Consider the following 20,271-nt stretch of genomic DNA (forward strand, 5'->3'; position numbering starts at 1 on the left):
AGATTATTTAGGCTTAAAACCTCCATTTGATTTTCAAATGGAGGTTTTTTACATATTAGTAGCATTAATCTTTACTATGAGGATAAAATAAGAAAAGATAAAATCGTTTCTATAATCAAAAGTGTCGTTATAAAGAACATTTGTTATAAGGATATCTAAACAGTAATTATAAATTTGAATTTCAAGCTAATTAACTTTATAAAAAGTATATATGAACAAGATTTTAATTTCAACAACAAATAAATTATTTTTAGGACTCTTCTTTATCATCAGTTTTATTTCTTGTTCAGAAACAAATACAAAGCCAGAGCACATTAATTTTAATGAAGGTTGGAAATTTATTCAAGAAGATGTACAAGCAGCAATAAATCCCGATTTTAATGATACCACTTGGGAAACCGTAAAAGTACCTCATGACTGGAGTATTAAAGGTCCTTTTTCTAAAGACAACCCGTCTTTTTCTAGAGGAGGTTGGTTGCCAACGGGTAAAAGTACCTATAGAAAAACGTTTGATGTAACTGCAAATAAAAAAGATAGTAAAGTTTTTGTTTATTTTGATGGAGCTTACAGAAATTCTGTAGTTTATATTAATGGAAACAAAGTAGGATACAGACCAATGGGATATATTGGTTTTGAATATGACTTAACTAAGTATATTAATTTTGATAAAAAAAACGTATTAACAGTTACTTTAGATAATTCTGCACAACCAGGTTCTAGATGGTATACAGGAACAGGTATTTATAGAGATGTAACTTTAAAAATTAAACAAAAAACATTTATACCAAATTGGAGTTTGTATGTAACAACTCCTAGTATTTCTAAAGAAAATGCAACTGTAAATGCTGTTTTTACAGTTGAAACAGAATATACAAAAGGACAAGAAGTTGTTGCTAAAACAAGTGTTTTAAAAGACGGAATTGTGGTAGCTTTTTCCGAAGAAAATATAAAATTAGAAGGAAATTCATCCAAAGAAATTAAAGTTGATTTAGATATTGAGAATCCTAAATTATGGTCTCCAGAAACTCCTGATTTATACACAGTACAAGTTGATATTTTCAAAAACGGAACTTTAATAGGACAAGAAAATACTAAAACAGGAATTAGAGATTTAGGTTATGATAAAGACAAAGGCTTTTCTATCAACGGAAAACAAATAAAATTAAAAGGAGTTTGTTTGCATCATGCAGGTGGTCCTTTAGGTTCTGCTATTTATAGAAGAACAATAGAACGTCAGTTAGAGGTTTTAAGAGAAATGGGGTGTAATGCCGTAAGAACATCACACAATCCTTTTTCTACAGAATTTTTAGATATCTGTGATGAAATGGGCTTTTTAGTCATGAATGAAGTTTTTGATGAATGGGAAATTGTAAAAGAACCTGCCACGGTTCAAGATGGAAAAAAAGTACGTATTCCTGTAAAATATTATGCTGATAAATTTAAAGAATGGGCAGATAAAGATTTAACAGATTTTGTTTTAAGAGACAGGAATCATCCATCTGTAGTTATGTGGAGTATTGGTAATGAAATTGATCAAATGAAAACGGATGAAGGAGTGCCAATTGCAAATCGTTTAATTGACATTATTCATAAATTAGATGACAGACCTGTAACAAACGGATTAATTGGGTATGGTTGGGATGCTTGGCCTAGTGAAGCAGCCGCAAAAACGAGTGATATTCGTGGGTACAATTACATCAAAGAAAATGGATTAGATAGAGAAAACGAAATTGCGCCAAATGCAATGGGCGTGGTTACAGAATGTGCCTCTGCGCAATCTTATTATCCAAGAAGTACGTATTTATATGGTGATGAAAAAAAGGCTTTTTGGGATAAATTAAATTACAAATCTAAAGAATCTTACGATTGGGTTGAAACTAGAGAACTTATTGGTTTTAGAGGTGTACAAGCTTGGAAAGATATCAAGAATAGAGACAACATTATGGGACAATTTATTTGGACTGGTTGGGATTATTTAGGGGAAGTAATTCCTTTTGGATGGCCTGCACGCTCATCATCGTTTGCTCCAATTGACTTGTGTGGTTTTCCTAAAGATGGATATTATTTTTATCAATCTCAATGGACAGATAAACCAATGGTGCATATTTTTCCGCATTGGAATTTAGAAGGTATGGAAGGTAAAAAAGTTACAGTGTATGCCTACACGAATGGAGATACTGTAGAATTATTTCAAGACGGAAAATCTTTAGGAAAGAAAACCAACAATTTAAAGGATGTAGAATATCAATCTTGGGATGTTATATATAAACCAGGAGCTTTAAAAGCAATCTCTTATAAAAACGGAAAAGAAATTGCAACTAAAGAAGTAAAAACGGCTGGTAAAGCGGCAAAAATTGAAATTTTTGTAAGAAGAACAAACTTAAAAGCGAATGATAAAGATTTGGCCTATATAGAATGTACTATTCTAGATAAAGATGGAAATGTGGTGCCAAAAGCAGACAATTTAATTCAATTTTCTATTGATGGAGAAGCTACGTTAATTGGTGTTGGAAATGGAGATAATTTTAGTCACGATTCTTTTCAAGCAAAAGAACGAAAGGCATTTAATAGTAAATGTTTGGCTATTATTAAAACTACAAAAACAGCAGGAAATATTCAGTTTACAGCTTCTTCCGAAGGTTTAGAATCTGCGGTTGTATCATTTAACTCAGAAAAATAATTTAGTAATTATACACTGTAATAAGTCAAATTCATATCACTAAAAATACTTGTTTAATGAAAGCTATTTTAAAATTTACGTTTGTTTTGTTTTTATCAAATTCTGTTTTCGGACAATTGGATACGGAATATTTTAAAAAACTTCAAACAGAAAAAGTAATTTCTTCAGATAAGTTAGATTGGAAACAAGTTGGTCCAGGAATGGCTGGTTATTGTGAAGAGTTTTGGTGTCATCCTACGGATGTAAATGTCATGTTTATGTCGCCAGATATGTACAATAGTTACGGTTCTTGGGATAATGGTAAATCTTGGCAAACCATTAAAGATTATGATGGCAATGGTAAAGCAATGCGAAGAATTCAGTCTATTGTTTTTTCGCATCAAGACGCTGATTTTGGGTATGCTATTGATGTAAGAGGCGAGCTTTTTAACACAACAGACAGGGGTAGAACTTGGACTTTTGTAAGAGATATGGGAGGGAAACATGCAGAACTTGCTGTAGATCCTTCAAACGATAATAACTGGTATATTGGTGGAGGAGATTTTTGGAATGTAAAAGCAAACCACAGAAAGCAAAGTGATTTATTAGGCTATGTTTATAAATATTCGGATTATGGTCAGGTATTTAGAAGTACCAATAGAGGGGTTTCTTGGCAAAAGAAAAAAAATGATTTACCAGCTACGTTAGATATTGGAAGAATTATTGTGGATCCTAAGAATTCGGACAATATAATTATGGCAACAAATGCTGGTGTGTATAGAAGTGCCAATAAAGGAGATAATTGGAGTATCAGTGGAGCTGGTTTGCCTAATAATCTACCTCGTGATATGACTTCTTTTTACGATAAAACGACCGGAGAATATATTTTGTATTTGATTGAACAAACTTTTTTTGAAGGCAACGGTACTACTACAAATGCCAAAGGTGGAATTTTTAAAAGTATAGATGGAGGTCAAAATTGGACAAGTATTACAGGTGATTTTAGTTTTGATTTAAGTCAAATAAATAGTTATCAAGCGCAACAAAAATATTGGAAAACTATTGGATATTGGTTTGGTAAAAGTACAAGCGATATTAAAAGCATGTATCCAGATTATCCAACAAATACATTGCCTGTTTTAAACAGGTTGGTGGTAAATCCTTTAAATAAAGATGAAATTTATATTTCTCATAATGTAAAACATGATTACTCTTTTTTACCAGGTGATGTTTGGAAAACAACAAATGGAGGTCAAAATTGGAGTACGACAACAAAAACGGGAAGCTATTGGAATAGTAATAAAGACGCAACCTATTGGGCATCAAAAAATACAACTACAGGTCAAAATACAACATTTGCACATTTGCATGACGAAAAGACGGAGAATGAAGAAACGTTTGGAAATCGATTTTTAGAAATAAATGCAAATGGAGAAGTCTTTATTTGTTTAGATCAACAAACCATGAGATCTAACAATAATGGTACTTCTTGGCATCAAGTTGATGATTATGAAACCGAAATAGGAAGTAAACATTGGGTTGCAAGAGGCGATAGTAATTTACCAGGACGTTTTATGTTATTGGAAACGGGTATAGAAGATAGATATCTTTTTTGTAGTGGAGAACATGGTTTGTGGCAAACAGCAAGTTTAGGCACTTATGAAGATGATAAAGCCTATGCTGTAGAGCAAATTGAAGGTCAGAATAACGATAAAGGAGCACATTCTATTGCTTCTGTAGCAGTTCATCCAAATAACCCGAATATCATATATACACTTCAGTTTAGACAAAATCATAGAGGGTATTTTAGAAAATCTATAGATGCTGGTAAAACTTGGGAGAACGAATCTTTTCCATTGGCTTATGGTGGTAATTTATCTAGTGATAATATATTTCAATATTCGTTAACTATAGATCCAAACGATCCTGCAAATATTTATTTTTGTGTGATGTCTAAACCAATTGCAGAAGTATCTAGCAAGTTACTTCCCGCAGATTTTACAACGCTTGGTGTTATAAAAAGTGCTGATGAAGGAAAAACCTGGTCTACGATGAATAATGGTTTTCCAGAAGGATTTAGTGTTAGAAGATTAAAAATGGACCCAGCCAATTCGTCGGTACTTTATGCGGCTTTAAATGAAGGCCCAACAGGAACTAAAGGAGGTTTGTATAAATCTACAGATAAAGCAAGTAACTGGACTAAAGTTTCAATTCCTACAGAAATAAAATCGGTAAATAACGTTTTTATCGATAGAAATACAAACCATATTTTTATTTCTTGCGGAAGATCTGAAGGAACATTTTCCGAAGGTGGAGTTTGGAGAAGTAAAGATACGGGTACAACTTGGGAGAAAATATTTGACATGCCGTATGTTTGGCAAACGGAAGTTTCTCTAATAAATTCAAACTTAATTACGGTTAATGTACCTCTTCAACACGAAAACAAAGGAGCAACAACCTACAACCCTGGGGCATATTTATCTAGAGATGGTGGTTTAACTTGGCTTAAAATAAATAAAAATTTAGGGCAACCAGATACCATAACAGATTTAAAACCAGATCCTAATGATGAAAATGTCTTTTGGTGTGCTTTAAAAGGAAGTGGTTGGACTAGAGGTGTTTATGATGATTCAGATTCTTCATTAAAAGTAGGAGATATAAACATATTAAATAATCAGAAGAGTTATCCAAACCCGTTTACAGACAGTATTAATTTAGTTTTTAATGATAAGAACAGTGAAACCGTTACAATCAAATTACATACTATTTTAGGTGGATTGGTGTTTTCTAAAACGGAATCTGTTCAGGATAATGAAGTAACTTTAAATACAACTAATCTTGCTAAAGGCATGTATATTTTGTCTGTTAAATCATCAACAAAATCAGAAAACATAAAGGTTTTAAAGAAGTAGATCTTTCATCCTATAGCTAGAAACAAATTAGTAATTTGGGGTATCAATTTAAAAATAGTTTTTTATGCAATCGTCAATAAAATATGTATTCATTTTATTTTTAGTAATCTCTTGTAAGTCAATTAAATTACTTGAAGTCTCGAAAATAAATTATAATGATAAATCCATTGTTTTTGAAGGTAGAATAGGAGAGAATCCGAAAGAAAAAGCGAAAGAAATTTATTGGTCTGGTTCCTCCATTAAGTTGAACTTTAAAGGAACAGCTCTTAAAGTAGTTTTAAATGATGAAAATGGAGTCAATTACTTTAACGTTATTTTAGACGGAAAACCTATTGATGTATTAAAACTAAAGAAAGGATTATCAACCTATACTTTAGCAGAAAATTTAGAAAACAAAGCACATAGTATAGAACTGACAAAGCGTAACGAATGGACTTATGGTACAACGTGGTTTTATGGTTTTGAACTTAACGGAACTGTTTTAGCGCCAGACAATCCAAAGAAATTATTTATAGAATTCTATGGAGATTCTATTACTGTGGGGCATGGAAATGAAGATTATGATTCTGGACAAGATAGAAATGATGGAAATGTAACAAACAATTACAATTCTTATGCAGCAATTACGGCGCGTAATTTAAATGCATCGTATGCTTGTATTGCTAGAAGTGGAATTGGAGTTACCGTTAGTTGGTTTAATATGATTATGCCAGAAATGTATGATCGATTGAACCCTAATGACTCAGAAAGCAAATGGGATTTCTCAAAAAAGCAACCAGATATTGTTGTTGTAAATTTATTTCAAAATGATAGTTGGATTTTAAATAGACCAAAGCATGAAGAATTTAAAAGACGTTTTGGCAACAAAAAACCAACAGAAAAAGAAATTATAGCAGCGTATTCAAACTTTATAAAAAGTATTAGAACTCATTATGCCAATGCTTCTATCGTTTGTTTATTGGGTGATATGGATATTACAAAAGAAAATTCTCCTTGGCCAAATTATGTTACTAAAGCGGTGAATGATTTAGGTGATAAAAAGGTTTATACTTGTTTTGTACCCTATAAACAGACTAAAAAACACCCAAGAGTTAAAGATCATAATGTAATGGCGAATCAATTAATAACCTTTATAAAAAGCAGTATATTAGTTAAGTAGATTGTTTTTAGAAGTTCTTATTCGTTAAAAAATAAAAACCTATACTAATGATACAAAGAAATTTAGCAACATTTTTTTTGTTGATTGTTTTCGCAAATTGTCAGGGGCAGAAATCTGCTGTTTGGGAAGATTTTAAAAAATCAAAAATAAATAATACAGAAGCTATTTTACCAGATTTCTCGTATGTCGGTTATAAATATAGTGAAGAAGCAATACCAAATGTAGCTTTTAAAGTTTTTGATGTAACTAATTTTGGTGCGATTCCTAATGATGAAATATCGGATAAAAATGCCATAAAGAATGCAATAAAAGCGGCATCAGAAAATGGAGAAGGAATTGTTTATTTTCCTAAAGGGACGTATTACATAAATACGAATGAAGATGATGATAGTATCATTTTAATAACCTCTTCAAAGATTGTATTTAGAGGAGAAGATAAGAATACTACAATTTTATTTTTTGAAAACGATTTACCTCCAACAGATTCAAATAAATTATGGTCAGTTCCTAGTGCAATAAAAGTAAAAGCAAAAAGGAGAACTAAAAAATTAACTAGAATTGCTAAAAACTCAATTAAAGGAACTTTTAAAATTGAAGTTGAAGATGCTTCAAAAATTAAAAGTGGAGATTGGATAACAATCGCAGTTTTAAACAACGATAAAGACTTTGTGAAGCAAGATATTTATCCTTTAAAACCAGACCCAAAATGGAATGCAATAATTAAAAAAGGTGTACAAGTTAATGAGCATCATAAGGTTTCTAAAGTACATGGGAATACAATTACGTTAAAAGAACCAATATATTATACCATAGAAGCCAAATACAATTGGACCGTAAGTACGTTTGAAAATCTAAACCACATTGGTTTTGAGAATCTAACGTTTGAGGGAAATTGGCTCAAAAAGTTTGTGCATCATAAATCTCCACAACATGATGGTGGTTGGAGTATTTTAACAATTTCTGAAGTAACAGATTCTTGGTTAAAAGATTGTGTTTTTAAAAACGTGAATAGATGTGCCACATTTTCATCCGCAGCAGCGTCTACGGCCATAAATATTTCTATTGAAGGAAATATTGGTCATAGCGCGGTTCATGCCACAGGTTCAACGGGAATTTTAATTGCAAATTCTAAGGATAAAGCTGGCATGCATCATTCATTTGGAGTAGGCGGTGGGAGTACTTCTAATACAGTTATTTGGAGGTCGGAGTATGCGGCTCATACGTGTTTTGAATCTCATGCTTCACAACCAAGAAATACATTATTTGACAACGTAAAAGGTGGTTTTTTTCAAGGTAGAGCAGGAGGCGCAAGATTGAATCTTCCTAATCATGGTAAAAATTTAGTATTGTGGAATTTTAATGAAATTGATGAAGCAGAAAAAGAGTTTAGATTTATAGCTACAAATAGTTCATATTGGAGAATTGTGCCTCCAATTATAGTTGGTTTTCATGGAAGCGGAACCACTTTTAAAGAAGATGAAGTTCAGGTTTTAGAAAGTTTAGGCACACCTGTAAAACCAGAATCCTTGTTTGAAGAACAATTAAAATTACGTTTAGGTAAATTACCAGATTGGATTATTGATGTAAAGAAGAAGATGTAAGATTAATGAGTGCGTATATGTTTTAATGAATAAAAAAAGACAAACTCTTTTAAAAGTTTGTCTTTTTTATATGGTTTATATTTAAGTAATAATATTACTTCTTTTGCCAATATAGGTTCATTGCTTTTTGTTTTTCTTTACTTATTAAAGCTTTAATTTCAGCTGTAGAAGTCTTTTTAGCTTCTTTAATTTTAGCATTTTCATCTTCTTTAGATAATTTTTCTTTTCTAATGGCTTTAATAGCTTTTACTTTTTTATTATAAGATTTCATTACATTTTGTGTTTCAACTTGCGTTAAGCCAGCATGTTTTATAGCTCCTTCAAAAGTCTTTTTTTGTGCATTGATTGAAATAGTAAGCATTAAAGCGAATACAAATAGTACTAATTTTTTCATTTTTAGGTTGTTTTAATTAATAATTAGATTGTTGTAAATATAGCTTTATTTGTCCCATAACAATAGAACAAATATTCTAATTAGGAATACTATTGTACATTTAATTATAATTTTTGAGGTAGCATTCTTTCTTATCTTTTAATAATAAGAAAGGTTTATTTAGAGTGAGCTCAATGAAAATAATTTAGTAATTAATTATTTACAGAGTTTTAAAATATAAATTATTACTTATACAATATATTTCTCAACGTTTTTACAGTAAATTGTTATTATTAGTACTTTGTTTCTTTATTAAGAACATCTGTGTTTAATGAAGAAAAAAGTATGTAATATTTTTACAAAAGTTAAATAAATAAAATTTACAATATGCTTCGATCAATAATTATTAGTTTTCTATGTGTTTTATCTTTTGTTTTTAAAATGGAAGCTCAAGAATTGCCATTTGGTTTTCCAAATACAGATCGAACTAAAATTAATTTAAATCAAAATTGGAAGTTTCAATTAGGAAATCCAGATGCTAAAAATTATGATGCAGATTTAGATGATTCCAATTGGGAACAAGTTAATGTGCCACATACTTTAAAATTGACGTCTTTAACCTTAGATGGTTTAGAGGATGAAAAAACACAATTAGTATTTCATAGAAATGTGGGCTGGTATAGAAAGGATATTACAGTTGGTAATTCTAATAAGAAAGTCTTTTTAGAATTTGAAGGAGCTCATCAAGTAACCGATTTATGGATAAATGGAAAACATGTAGGACAACATGCTGTTGGTGGGTATACACCATTTCATTTTGATATTACAAACTTTGTAAATAAAGGTTCAAGTAATCAAGTGACACTTTTAGTTGATAATAGAAGAAATGAAATTATTCCTCCAGATCCAGGACCTTTTGATTATGTGAAATTTAGCGGACTTTATAGAGATGTGTATTTAGTAGAAACAAATAATGTGCATGTTACTTTTAATTGGGAAACATTAAATTCAGGAGTAAACATCACAACGCCAACCATAGATCCTGTAAACAAAAATGCTACGATTGATATTAAAACTGCTGTTAAGAATGAAAAAAATACAGTGGTTATTTGCAAATTAGTAACACGAATCATCAATAAAGAAGGTATTGTTGTTTTGCATTTAGAAGATACTTCTAAAATATTGCCAGGTCAAGAATATCAATTTAACCAAATAGGCAGTTTAGAGGATGATGTTCATTTTTGGGGCATAGACAATCCGTATTTATACAGAATAAATAGTGTTGTTAAGATAGATGGAAAAGAAATTGATTATGTAGAAACGAAAATAGGTCTTAGAAAATTTGAACTAGATCCAGTAAGAGGTTTTATTTTAAATAATGAACCTATTGAATTAATTGGAGCAAACAGGCATCAGCAATATCCGTATATAGGAGATGCTGTTCCTAATTCTTTACATTACAAAGACATGTTGCAATTTAAAGAATATGGATTCAATGTTATGAGAACAGCGCATTATCCGCAAGATAATGCGCTATTAGAAGCGTGTGATGAATTAGGAATTTTAGTATATGAAGAAGCGCCAACATGGGTTTCAATTTCTGATAATAACGCTTGGTGGAATAACTTAGAAAGTGCAGCACGTACGATGGTTAGAAATCATAGAAACCATGCTTCTGTAGTTATGTGGGGTGCTGGTGTAAATCATCGTGGGTATGTTCCAAGAGTTCATAATACCATAAAACAAGAAGATCCTACCAGGCTTACTGCATCTCAAGGAGCGCGTTGGACAGGTTGGCAAACTTCTGGTTTAACAGATATTAATGCAAACATGCTTTATGGTGCTTTTATTTGGGACAGATCAGAGCCTATTTTTGCAATGGAAGGTATTCGAGGAGCTGCAGGAGTAGCACCTTATAAAAAGGATCCGTTAATGACAGGGTTGATTTCTTGGACAGCGCATGCTTATTATACTTTTCATCCAACGCATAACAAAGCAAAAAGTAAGATTGATAGAACTAGAAGTGGTATGATGACTATTTTTAGAAACCCTAGACCTAATTTAGAATGGTATAAGTCTGAATTAGTAAAGAAACCATTTATAGATATTGAAGAAGAATGGACAGAAGGTACAAAAAATATTACGGTGTATAGTAATGCTGATGAAGTTGAATTATTATTGAACGGAAAAAAAATAGAAAGATTAAAACCAAGTACCGATACTATTTATGATGGTTTAGAACATGCTCCATTTCATTTTAAAAATTTAGAATACAAACCGGGTAATTTAGTAGCAAGAGGGACTTTTAAAGATGGTAAAACAATTGAAACCTATAAAAGAACAGCAGGAAAGCCGTATGCACTTCAATTAAAATTAGATACTGTTGGACGAGAATTTAAAGCCAACGGATCAGATATATTGTTAGCATATGCAACAGTGGTTGATGAAAATGGTACGGTAGTGCCAGATACCAAACATTTAATTAAGTTTTTAGTTAAGGGAGACGCTTCTGTAATTGGTGATAAAATTGATATAAATGCAAATCCTATGTTTACGGAATACGGTATTGCTCCGGCATTAATTAAGGCAGGAAATACTGTAGGAAGTATTACTGTTACGGCAAAATGTAAAGGTTTAAAATCTGCCAGTAGTTCCGTTGATTTGGTGTCTTTTTCTAACAACGAAATTTTAAATAAGGCAAAACGTATTTATGATTTTAAATGGGAACGTGTAGATTTAGGAGCGTCAGATCAGTTGCTTCAATTTGGATGGAACCCTTGGTACGGTAAAGATGAAGCTGATAATTCTTATAAAATGAAATCATTTAAAGATGCAACAGTAAAAATTGAAAAAGGAACAAAATCTGGGGTAAACAGATGGTTGGGCGAAATGAATGTAATAGGTAAATATGGTTATGCTTATGGAGATGGTGTTATAGCAATAGATAATAAAGGTGTTAATCTTGTTTTTGAAAACTTACCAAAAGGAATTTATAAGTTAAAAACATGGCATCATGCGCCAAGAACTAATTCAGATTTGATGGATCCTAATAAGGATAAATTAAAATCGTTAAACATACATAAATTACCTTATGAAAAAACAATTGTTATTTCATCTGATGCTATGCAAAAGGAGCAGGTAATTAATGTAACTGAAGGGAAAGAAATGCAGTGGGAGTTACCAGGAATGAGTGAATTTACTTTTATTTCCGACGGAAAAAATCCAGTTAGTATTAATTTTAAAGGAAAAGGTAATAAAGGAGTTTGGTTAAATGCTTTTGAACTTAGTGAGTGGACCAAGTTTTAAAGAAGTCTAAATGACATTGATTGACACTATCCTAAAATCTGTGTAAGTTGAAAAACTCAGGGTTAAATTATTTATAGTTTAATCCTGTTTTCAAATATAGCTAAAAATTGATTAAGTATAATTCCCCAATTTCTAATTGGCATTGTCCACTTTTTAGTACTTTCTCTCAGTGCTAAAAAAACAGATTTCATGACAGCTTCATCGGTTGGGAACGAGAGTTTGTTTTTAGTATATTTTCTAATTTTCCCGTTGAGATTTTCTATAAGATTTGTGGTATAAATTATAGTTCTTATTTCTATAGGGAAATCAAAGAAAACGGTAAGTTCATCCCAGTTATTTTCCCAACTTTTAATCGCATAAGAATATTTAGAATCCCATTTATCTTTAAAATCTTTTAAGGATGCCTTTGCAGCTTCTTTTGTAGGTGCAGTATAGATTTGTTTCATGTCTCTGGTAAACTCTTTTTTGTCTTTCCAAACAACGTAACGACAAGAGTTTCTAATCTGATGCACTACACATATTTGAGTAACAGAATTAGGGAAAACAGTTTTAATTGTATCTGTAAATCCGTTTAAATTGTCGGTTGCTGTGATTAAGATATCTTGTGTTCCTCTAGCTCTAATATCTGTTAAAACACTCATCCAAAAAGCAGAAGATTCATTCTTCCCTAACCATAAACCAAGTACTTCTTTTTTACCATCGGTTCTCAAACCTACAGCAATGTAAATGGTTTTGTTGATGACTTTAGAGTTTTCTCTAACTTTAAAAACGATTCCATCCATCCAAACGATAAGATATGTTGCTTCTAAAGGTCTATTCTTCCAAGCTATAATATCATTGGTGATACTATCGGTAATTCTTGATATAGTACTTGTGGAGATGTTAAAATCGTAAAGTTCTCGTATTTGTTCTTCTATATCACTATTGCTCATCCCTTTTGCATAAAGGGAAATTATAATGTTTTCTATACCTTCTGTAGTACTTTCTCTTTTTTTAACAATCATTGGGTTAAAAGAACTTTCACGGTCTCTTGGAACGTTTATTTCTGTCTCCCCTAAAGTTGTTTTTAGTTTCTTTTTGGTATACCCATTTCGAAGATTAGTTGATTTACTTTTTTGATGTCGATCATAATCTAGGTGAGCATCTAATTCTCCCTCAAGGATCTTTTCTATGCCTCGTTTATGAAGCTGTTCTAAAAAATTAGTAAGTTCTGATCCGCTTTTAAATTGCTTTAAAAAATCTTCGTTTAAAATGTCTTCTGGTTTCATAAGTATGTAAAATTTAAAATTAATAAAAAAATCTCAGTTAATTAATTAACCTGAGATTTTAAAACTTACACACTTTATGAGACAGTGCCCATTGATTAAATTATTTTTAGACACTTTTATCTACAGAATGTGTGTAAGATAGAAATTACAGGATTAGATTTTTTATAATTTAATCCTGTTTTCAAAGAAATCTAAAAATTGGTTTAAGTGTTCTAAATAGTTTTGGGACGTTTATGAGACAGTGCCTTTTAAATTAAAACTTTGCTTTTAAAATTAACAGCTTCTAATCTATTTAAAACTACATCTTTAATTCTAGGAATTACATCTTTCATTAAAAATGGAGGATATGCAGCGTTAAGATCTTTGCCCATTTCTTTATATAATTCTTTCATATAAGTACTATGAACAATGGTTCCTACATTCAATTTTGCAACTCCCATTGTAATTGCCTTTTGAATGTCTAAATCAGGGATTCCTGTTCCGCCATGTAATACTAATGGGTTTGGAATAGCTTCGGCTATTTCTAGTAATCTATCAAAATGAATTTTTGGAGTTGTTGGAGTAAAACCGTGTGCGGTACCAATTCCTACAGCCATAATATGTGGGTTTGCTTCTTCTACAATTGCTTTTACATCTGCAACACTTGCTAAGAAATCATCATCAGATTTAATAACAACACCTCTTCCCATTATTTTACCAATTTCAGCTTCTACTAAAACACCTGAAGATTCTGCGTATCTAGTAACTTCTTTGGTCATAGCTATGTTCTCTTTCAAGCTTTTTTGAGAACCATCAATCATTACAGAATCATAACCATCATCAATTGCTTTTTTACACATATCTACAGAAACACTATGATCTAAGTGAAGATAAATAGGTTGTTTTGTGTAAGGTTGTATACCTTCTAACATTTTTTTGCATAAATAACTAGAGTTAAGTTCTACAACCGGAGGATAGGTCATTACCATTACTGGGCAATTTGCTTCTTCTGCAGCTAGAGCAACAGCTTTCATATCGTAAATGTCGTTTACGTTAAACCCGATTAAACATTTTTGTGCAGCTCTATAGTCCTTTTGTAATTGTATTAAATTTTGTTTTTTCATGTTTTATTTTTAATAGTTAAGTTTTTTTTGAATACTTCTACCTGTTGTTCCAGGTATTACAAACTCCAGGTTTTCTATGTTTGCCCAATGATTAAATTCTTTTAGATCTTCTTGTATATGACCTCTTCCAATTATCCAATGGTGATCTAATCCGTTACTTAAGATAGTACCAACAATTGCTGAGGCTTTTTCATTTTTGGGAGATACTTCTCCGTAAGCACCTCTAAATCGCATTGGAGAATCTATAATTTCACCTTCAAAAGAAAGCATACTAGAAGCGTGAGGATATTGATATTTAGCAATTGTGATGTCTCCTTTTTCTAATAAAAACTCTAGCAACATTCCATAAGATTGTTCCTCATCATAATTATCTAAAATACTATGGTTTCTAATTTCAAACTTTGTACCTTTTCTCATCAACCTTGTAGAAGAACCGCCACAATGCCACATTCCTAATTTATTTTCTTTATCATTAAGAATAGACATGTCTGTTAATGTAGGTAATGAATTTCCGTTACTAATTTCATTCATAGTAACCATGGTTATTAAAGCTCCCATATCAGATTCATCTGCAACAGGAATTCCTAAATCTTGTACTAAAGCTCCAGCTCCATCCCCTGCAATTTGATAATTATCAAATAATTCTGGCCAATTTTTTAGTGCAATTCCAATATAATCTCCTTCTCGAGCATAATTTGCAATGGCTAAACTAAAACGAACAGATAAAAACAATTCTCTTTTGCTTACACCTTGGTACTTACAAAGCTTAGAATTAATCAATTTTTGTACAATGGCATCTACATCTTCGTTTTTAAATTGTTCTCCATGTTTCCAAACAGTTTCAATATCGACTCTATCAACAGCCAAACCTAGATGTTTGCTAATAGACATTTCATTTAATTCGCAGTCATAAAAACCAGGAACTCTCATACCTCCAACCATTAAAATGGTGGCATGTTGCATTCTTTTTTTTGCACTTACTACTCTAATAAATTTGTCTAAAATAAGATCTAGTTGTTTAGATTTTGGTCTGTCAAAAACCCAAGAATATTTTACTTCTAGAGAATTTAAGATGTTTAGTAAAAAGTTTTGTCCACATAATCTGTTAGCGGTTAATCTTCCTCCTGTAACTTCATCATGAGACCAACTTAATAAAGGCATTTTGTTTTCTCGTAACCAATTTCCTATAGCTAAAGCCAAATCACCAGCGATGTAAGAAGCCTGGTAAATAATTAAGCCACTCATATCTTCGGTCTTAAAATTATTTAAGGCTTCTAATACAGCTTTTTTAGTTTGAATAGGTTCTTTTAAAGCTAATAATTGATTGTTAGAACCAAATACACTTTTAATTTGTTCTGTAGCTTCTGTATAAGATTCTTTTGCTTTTTTCCAATCGAAATGTAGTTCAAAACCAATTCCAATTAATCCTATTTTTACATCTTTTTTTTCTGGAGCTTTACAAATAAGTTTCTCCATTTCTTCAGCTACCACACCTTTACGTTGTAGTATGTCTAAATTTAAATCTTTAGGTTTTAATACGGGTTTTTCTAAGACATCTGTTGCCATAATTTTATTTTTTTAATAGTATTTGTTCCACTTCTTTAGTACTCGGAAAATAACTTCTCCCTCCAAAATGGGTTGCAATTATAGATGCATAAGCAGAAGCATATTCCAATCGTTTAGCTAAGTTTTTTCCTTTTAACAAAGCCGATGCATAAGCGCCATGAAAAGCATCTCCACAACCAGTAGTATCTACAACTTCAGTAGGAAAAGCAGCTTGATGAATAATTCTTTCATTTTCTAAAGCCCAACTTCCATTAGCACCATCAGTAATTACTAATTGTCCATTGGTTATTAAACTCAATGCATTGATGCATTCTTCTGGTAAGTCTAATTCAGTAATCATTTGAGCTCCTTCTAGTGGCAGAATAATATGACTACCTAAAGAAATCATTTTTTTTAATACAGAAATATCTCCAGCTTCAATATCTAAAACAGAGGGAATGTTATGTTTATTAGCAATTTTTAGAAGTTCTAAATTTCCAACAACATCATAACCATCTACTAATAATAATTTACTGTTTTTAATCCAATCTTCATTAATATCTTTTGGTAGAAGTGGTTTGTAGTTATTTGTTGAGTAATAAACGGTACGATCTCCATTTTTAGTATTTATTTCAACAACAGCAATTGCAGGTTGAAAATCTGGATTGTTAATTAATAACGAGGTGTCAACATTATACCTTTTTAGTTCTTCTCTAGCGATTAAACTTAAAGTATTGTCTGCTTTATATCCTAAAAACGCTGTCTTTAAATTGTTTTGAGCAATAACACAAGCAGCATTTCCTGCAGGAGCACCCCCTTGAATAATTATTTTTGAAACTTCGTGTTTTGATCCTAAATTTACATTTAAAGGAACCTCAGCTAAAATATCTACAACCATCATCCCAGAAACTATTACATCAAATTTCATGTTATTCTCTTTTAAATTATAGAGTAAAATTACGACTGATTTAGATGAGGTATTAAATACATATTTAGTTGTAAAGTGTACTATTTTTCCATATATTTGATGTAATAATTTTTTTATTCGAAAATATATACATATTGAAAGCTGTTTTTGAACCCATTTCTAATACTACTAATCAATCTTTTCATTATCGAGTTTTCGAAAAATTAGAGTTTGGAACTCCTTGGCATTATCATCCTGAATGGGAACTAACATTTATTACTGAAAGCACAGGGATAAGAAGTGTTGGGAATTCTATACAAGCATATCAACCAGGAGAATTAGTCTTATTAGGACCCAATTTACCTCATTGTTGGAAAACAAATAGAAGTACAAAAGAACTTGCTAAATCTACTGTAATTCAATTTAGAAAAGATGTATTAGGAGATGGATGGATGGATAAAGATGAGTTTTCTTTGATAAAAAAAATGTTGATTAGTAGTAACTACGGATTAATATTCAATGAAATTATTGCAAAAGATATTGGTGCAAAAATGATTTCTATGAAAGAAACATCTACAACACTTCGATTAATAGAATTTATAAAATTACTTCATGAATTATCTTTAGAAAAATATGAGGTATTAAGTTTAGGTGCAAGTTTTAATGTCAATTCTTTGGTTTCAGATAGAATTAGAAATATTATCAATTTTGTAGATGAAAATTATCAAAATAAAATAGAAGCTTCGCAATTAGGAGATTTGGTTTTTATGACTCCAGTTTCGTTTTCTAAATTTTTTAAGAGGTCATTTAATAAAACTTTTACTTCTTATTTAAATGAATATAGGGTTAGTAAAGCTTGCGAATTTTTAAAAGAATCTGAAATTTCTGTTGAACAAATAGCTTTTGAAACAGGTTATCCAAACCTTTCTTTTTTTCATAGAAAATTCAAGTTATTTACAAAGCAAACACCTGCCCAATATAGAGCAACATTTTTTAAGTAAAAAAGAATTTATAGGTTTTTAATATAATTTTATGTTTAGTTTTGTATAGTTTTTGTCAAGTCTATAAATGCCTTTAAACTTGTAATTCATTGTTAAATTTGTAAATCTATAAAACCATTCAAATATATACATGAATAAGCATCTAAAAAAAACGAAGAAATTAGATTTTTTATAATTTAATCCTGTTTTCAAAGAAATCTAAAAATTGGTTTAAGTGTTCTAAATAGTTTTGGGTGCGTTTAGAAGAAATATAGTTAGCTACTCTAAAAATATTATTTCTCAATTTCAAATGAACCTTTTAAGCCTTTATCAGAATTGGTACTTATCCAAACATTAAATTTACCTGGTTCAATTATTGGGATAAAATTGTCATTAAGTACTGTTAAATCATTAGTTTTTAATGTGAAATTCACCACTTTCGATTCATTAGGAGCTAGCGTAATCTTGCGGAATCCTTTTAATTCTTTCACGGGTCTGGTTGTAGATCCCACAATATCTTGTACATATAATTGCACAATTTCTGTTCCCTGAACATTACTATTATTTGTAATTTGTGCAGAAATAACAAGCGAATCTTTACGGTTTAATTTTTCTTTGGATACTATCAAATTATCATATTCAAAGTTAGAATAACTTAGTCCAAAGCCAAACGGAAATAAAGGTTTAGACGTTTCATCTCTATAATTAGATTGATGAGGTCTTCCGCTATTTCTCTGATTATAATAGACAGGTATTTGACCTACTGATTTTGGAAAACTAGTTGTCAATTTACCTGACGGATTGCTTTTTCCATAAATTAAATCTGCTAAAGCATTACCTGTTTCAATACCAGGATGCCAACCAATTAATACGGCCTCAGAAGATTCTAAAACTCCTGTTAAATCAAGAGGACGACCATTAAATACTACTGTGATAATTGGTTTTCCTTTTTTCTTTAGTTTATTTAAAAAAGCTTCTTGATTGTTAGGTAATTTAATATTTGTACGTGAATGATTTTCACCAAACAAAGTTGAGCTTTCACCAACACAGGCAATTATAACATCTGTTTTAGAATTTACCTCTTTAGTTATTGTAATGTTGCTATCGGCATTATTTTTTAATCCAGAATAGGGGGTAACTACTTCTTCATTTTTTCCTAAAGATTGCCACCAACCCATAACATTCGTTTCATTGGCAAATAAACCAACAACAGCAATGTTAATCTTCTTGTTTTTTAAGGGTAATATATTTTCTTTATTTTTTAACAATACCATAGATTCACTTGCAATCTGTCTTGCTAATTTTCTTTTTTCTAAAGTAGGATTTGCTTTATCTACATTGGTAAGAGAGGTATAAGGATTTTTAAATAAACCTTTTTTATATTTGACAAATAAGATTCTTCCAACGGCCTCATCAATAATATTTTCCGAAAGATTATTGGCTTTTACTTCCTCAGTAAGTTTTTGATATGTAAGAGTTTTCATTTCCATATCAACTCCGGCATTGATAGCCAAAAGTGCTGCTTCCCTTTTATCAGAAGCAATACCGTGTTTTATCAGTTCTTCTACAGCATCCCAGTCGCTAACAACAAAACCATTAAAGTTCATTTTTTCCTTTAAAGTTTTTCGAATGTATTTTTTGTTTGCTGTGGCAGGCACTCCATTAATATCATTAAAAGCAGACATTACAGTTAAAGCACCAGCATTAACACCAGCTTCAAATGAAGGTAAATAAACTTCATGCATTGTTCTGTCGGATATTTCTGTGTATTGATAGTCTCGACCTCCGGTTGCTGCACCATAACCAACAAAATGCTTTAAACAAGCAATTACTTTGCCTTCGCTTGAAACATCTTTACCCTGAAAACCGTTTACAGCAGCTTTACTAAAAATAGCATTTAGGTAGGTGTCTTCACCATATGATTCTGCAATACGTCCCCAACGAGGATCTCTTGAAACATCTACCATAGGAGCAAAAGCCCAATCAACCCCATTCGCTGCTGCTTCTGATGCTGCTACGGAATTAGCTCTTTCAATTAATTTTGGAGACCATGTGCATGATTGCGCAAGACTTATTGGAAAAATAGTACGAAACCCATGTATAACATCATGTCCAAAGATAATAGGAATTCCTAATCTGGTTTCTTCAATCGCTATTTTCTGAATCTTGTTTCTTTCTTTTACAGTATAAAAATTTTTTCTGCCATTAAGTAAAGATCCAACTTGTCCGTTTTTAATATCATCAGATAATTTATTATCTAATCCTGCTGAAAATCTTTGTGAAAGCTGTCCTACCTTTTCTTCAAGACTCATTAATTTTAATAAACTATCAACTTTAGACATAATTAATTCATCCACTTTAATTTCATTACTTTCTGGAGTGGTATTACAAGCTAATAGAAAAGTTAAAGTGATACTGAAAAAGATAATTTTTAGATTATTCATGCTATTTAATAGAA

The 20,271-nt window shown here is 31.0% G+C and carries 12 protein-coding genes; 6 read left to right on the plus strand and 6 right to left on the minus strand.

Annotated features, from left to right (window positions below):
• The first annotated feature begins 211 nt into the window (after positions 1 to 211).
• The 4 genes from JOP69_RS01760 (at position 212) to JOP69_RS01775 (ending at position 8,331) form a co-directional block, all read left to right on the plus strand.
• Positions 212 to 2,680 (plus strand): glycoside hydrolase family 2 TIM barrel-domain containing protein, encoded by a 2,469-nt coding sequence (locus tag JOP69_RS01760; protein ID WP_203393848.1) that lies wholly within the window; start codon positions 212 to 214, stop codon positions 2,678 to 2,680.
• A gap of 56 nt (positions 2,681 to 2,736) precedes the next feature.
• On the plus strand, positions 2,737 to 5,571 hold the full coding sequence (locus JOP69_RS01765; RefSeq protein WP_203393849.1) for a T9SS type A sorting domain-containing protein: 2,835 nt from the start codon (positions 2,737 to 2,739) through the stop codon (positions 5,569 to 5,571).
• A gap of 64 nt (positions 5,572 to 5,635) precedes the next feature.
• Positions 5,636 to 6,730, plus strand: a complete 1,095-nt coding sequence (locus JOP69_RS01770; protein ID WP_203393850.1) for an SGNH/GDSL hydrolase family protein — start codon at positions 5,636 to 5,638, stop codon at positions 6,728 to 6,730.
• A gap of 47 nt (positions 6,731 to 6,777) precedes the next feature.
• Positions 6,778 to 8,331 (plus strand): DUF4955 domain-containing protein, encoded by a 1,554-nt coding sequence (locus JOP69_RS01775; RefSeq protein WP_203393851.1) that lies wholly within the window; start codon positions 6,778 to 6,780, stop codon positions 8,329 to 8,331.
• Positions 8,332 to 8,425: 94 nt separating this feature from the next.
• Here the strand turns inward: JOP69_RS01775 and JOP69_RS01780 are convergent, their stop codons facing one another.
• Positions 8,426 to 8,725, minus strand: coding sequence for a hypothetical protein (locus tag JOP69_RS01780; protein WP_203393852.1), 300 nt, complete (start codon positions 8,723 to 8,725; stop codon positions 8,426 to 8,428).
• Positions 8,726 to 9,091: 366 nt separating this feature from the next.
• Between JOP69_RS01780 and JOP69_RS01785 the strand changes: the two genes are divergently transcribed.
• Positions 9,092 to 12,010: a glycoside hydrolase family 2 TIM barrel-domain containing protein gene (locus JOP69_RS01785; RefSeq protein ID WP_203393853.1), complete on the plus strand. Its 2,919-nt coding sequence runs from the start codon at positions 9,092 to 9,094 to the stop codon at positions 12,008 to 12,010.
• A gap of 71 nt (positions 12,011 to 12,081) precedes the next feature.
• Here the strand turns inward: JOP69_RS01785 and JOP69_RS01790 are convergent, their stop codons facing one another.
• The 4 genes from JOP69_RS01790 to JOP69_RS01805 all read right to left on the minus strand — a co-directional run bounded on the left by JOP69_RS01790 (position 12,082) and on the right by JOP69_RS01805 (position 16,854).
• The gene (locus tag JOP69_RS01790; protein ID WP_215602623.1) at positions 12,082 to 13,278 is read right to left on the minus strand and encodes an IS256 family transposase; all 1,197 of its coding nucleotides are present in this window, start codon (positions 13,276 to 13,278) and stop codon (positions 12,082 to 12,084) included.
• A 248-nt stretch (positions 13,279 to 13,526) separates the two neighbouring features.
• Positions 13,527 to 14,381 carry a class II fructose-bisphosphate aldolase gene (locus JOP69_RS01795; protein ID WP_203393147.1) on the minus strand — a complete coding sequence of 285 codons (855 nt, stop codon included), beginning with the start codon at positions 14,379 to 14,381 and terminating at the stop codon, positions 13,527 to 13,529.
• Positions 14,382 to 14,390: 9 nt separating this feature from the next.
• A complete protein-coding gene (locus JOP69_RS01800) occupies positions 14,391 to 15,947 on the minus strand; it encodes an L-fucose/L-arabinose isomerase family protein (RefSeq protein ID WP_203393146.1) in 1,557 nt (518 codons plus the stop codon).
• A gap of 4 nt (positions 15,948 to 15,951) precedes the next feature.
• Positions 15,952 to 16,854: a carbohydrate kinase family protein gene (locus JOP69_RS01805; protein WP_203393145.1), complete on the minus strand. Its 903-nt coding sequence runs from the start codon at positions 16,852 to 16,854 to the stop codon at positions 15,952 to 15,954.
• 134 nt (positions 16,855 to 16,988) lie between these two features.
• Between JOP69_RS01805 and JOP69_RS01810 the strand changes: the two genes are divergently transcribed.
• On the plus strand, positions 16,989 to 17,834 hold the full coding sequence (locus tag JOP69_RS01810; protein ID WP_203393144.1) for an AraC family transcriptional regulator: 846 nt from the start codon (positions 16,989 to 16,991) through the stop codon (positions 17,832 to 17,834).
• A 272-nt stretch (positions 17,835 to 18,106) separates the two neighbouring features.
• Here JOP69_RS01810 and JOP69_RS01815 read toward each other — a convergent pair whose 3' ends face one another.
• Positions 18,107 to 20,257, minus strand: a complete 2,151-nt coding sequence (locus JOP69_RS01815; RefSeq protein ID WP_203393143.1) for a glycoside hydrolase family 3 N-terminal domain-containing protein — start codon at positions 20,255 to 20,257, stop codon at positions 18,107 to 18,109.
• Positions 20,258 to 20,271: the final 14 nt, after the last annotated feature.

This window comes from Polaribacter sp. Q13 (assembly GCF_016858305.2).
Taxonomy (GTDB): domain Bacteria; phylum Bacteroidota; class Bacteroidia; order Flavobacteriales; family Flavobacteriaceae; genus Polaribacter.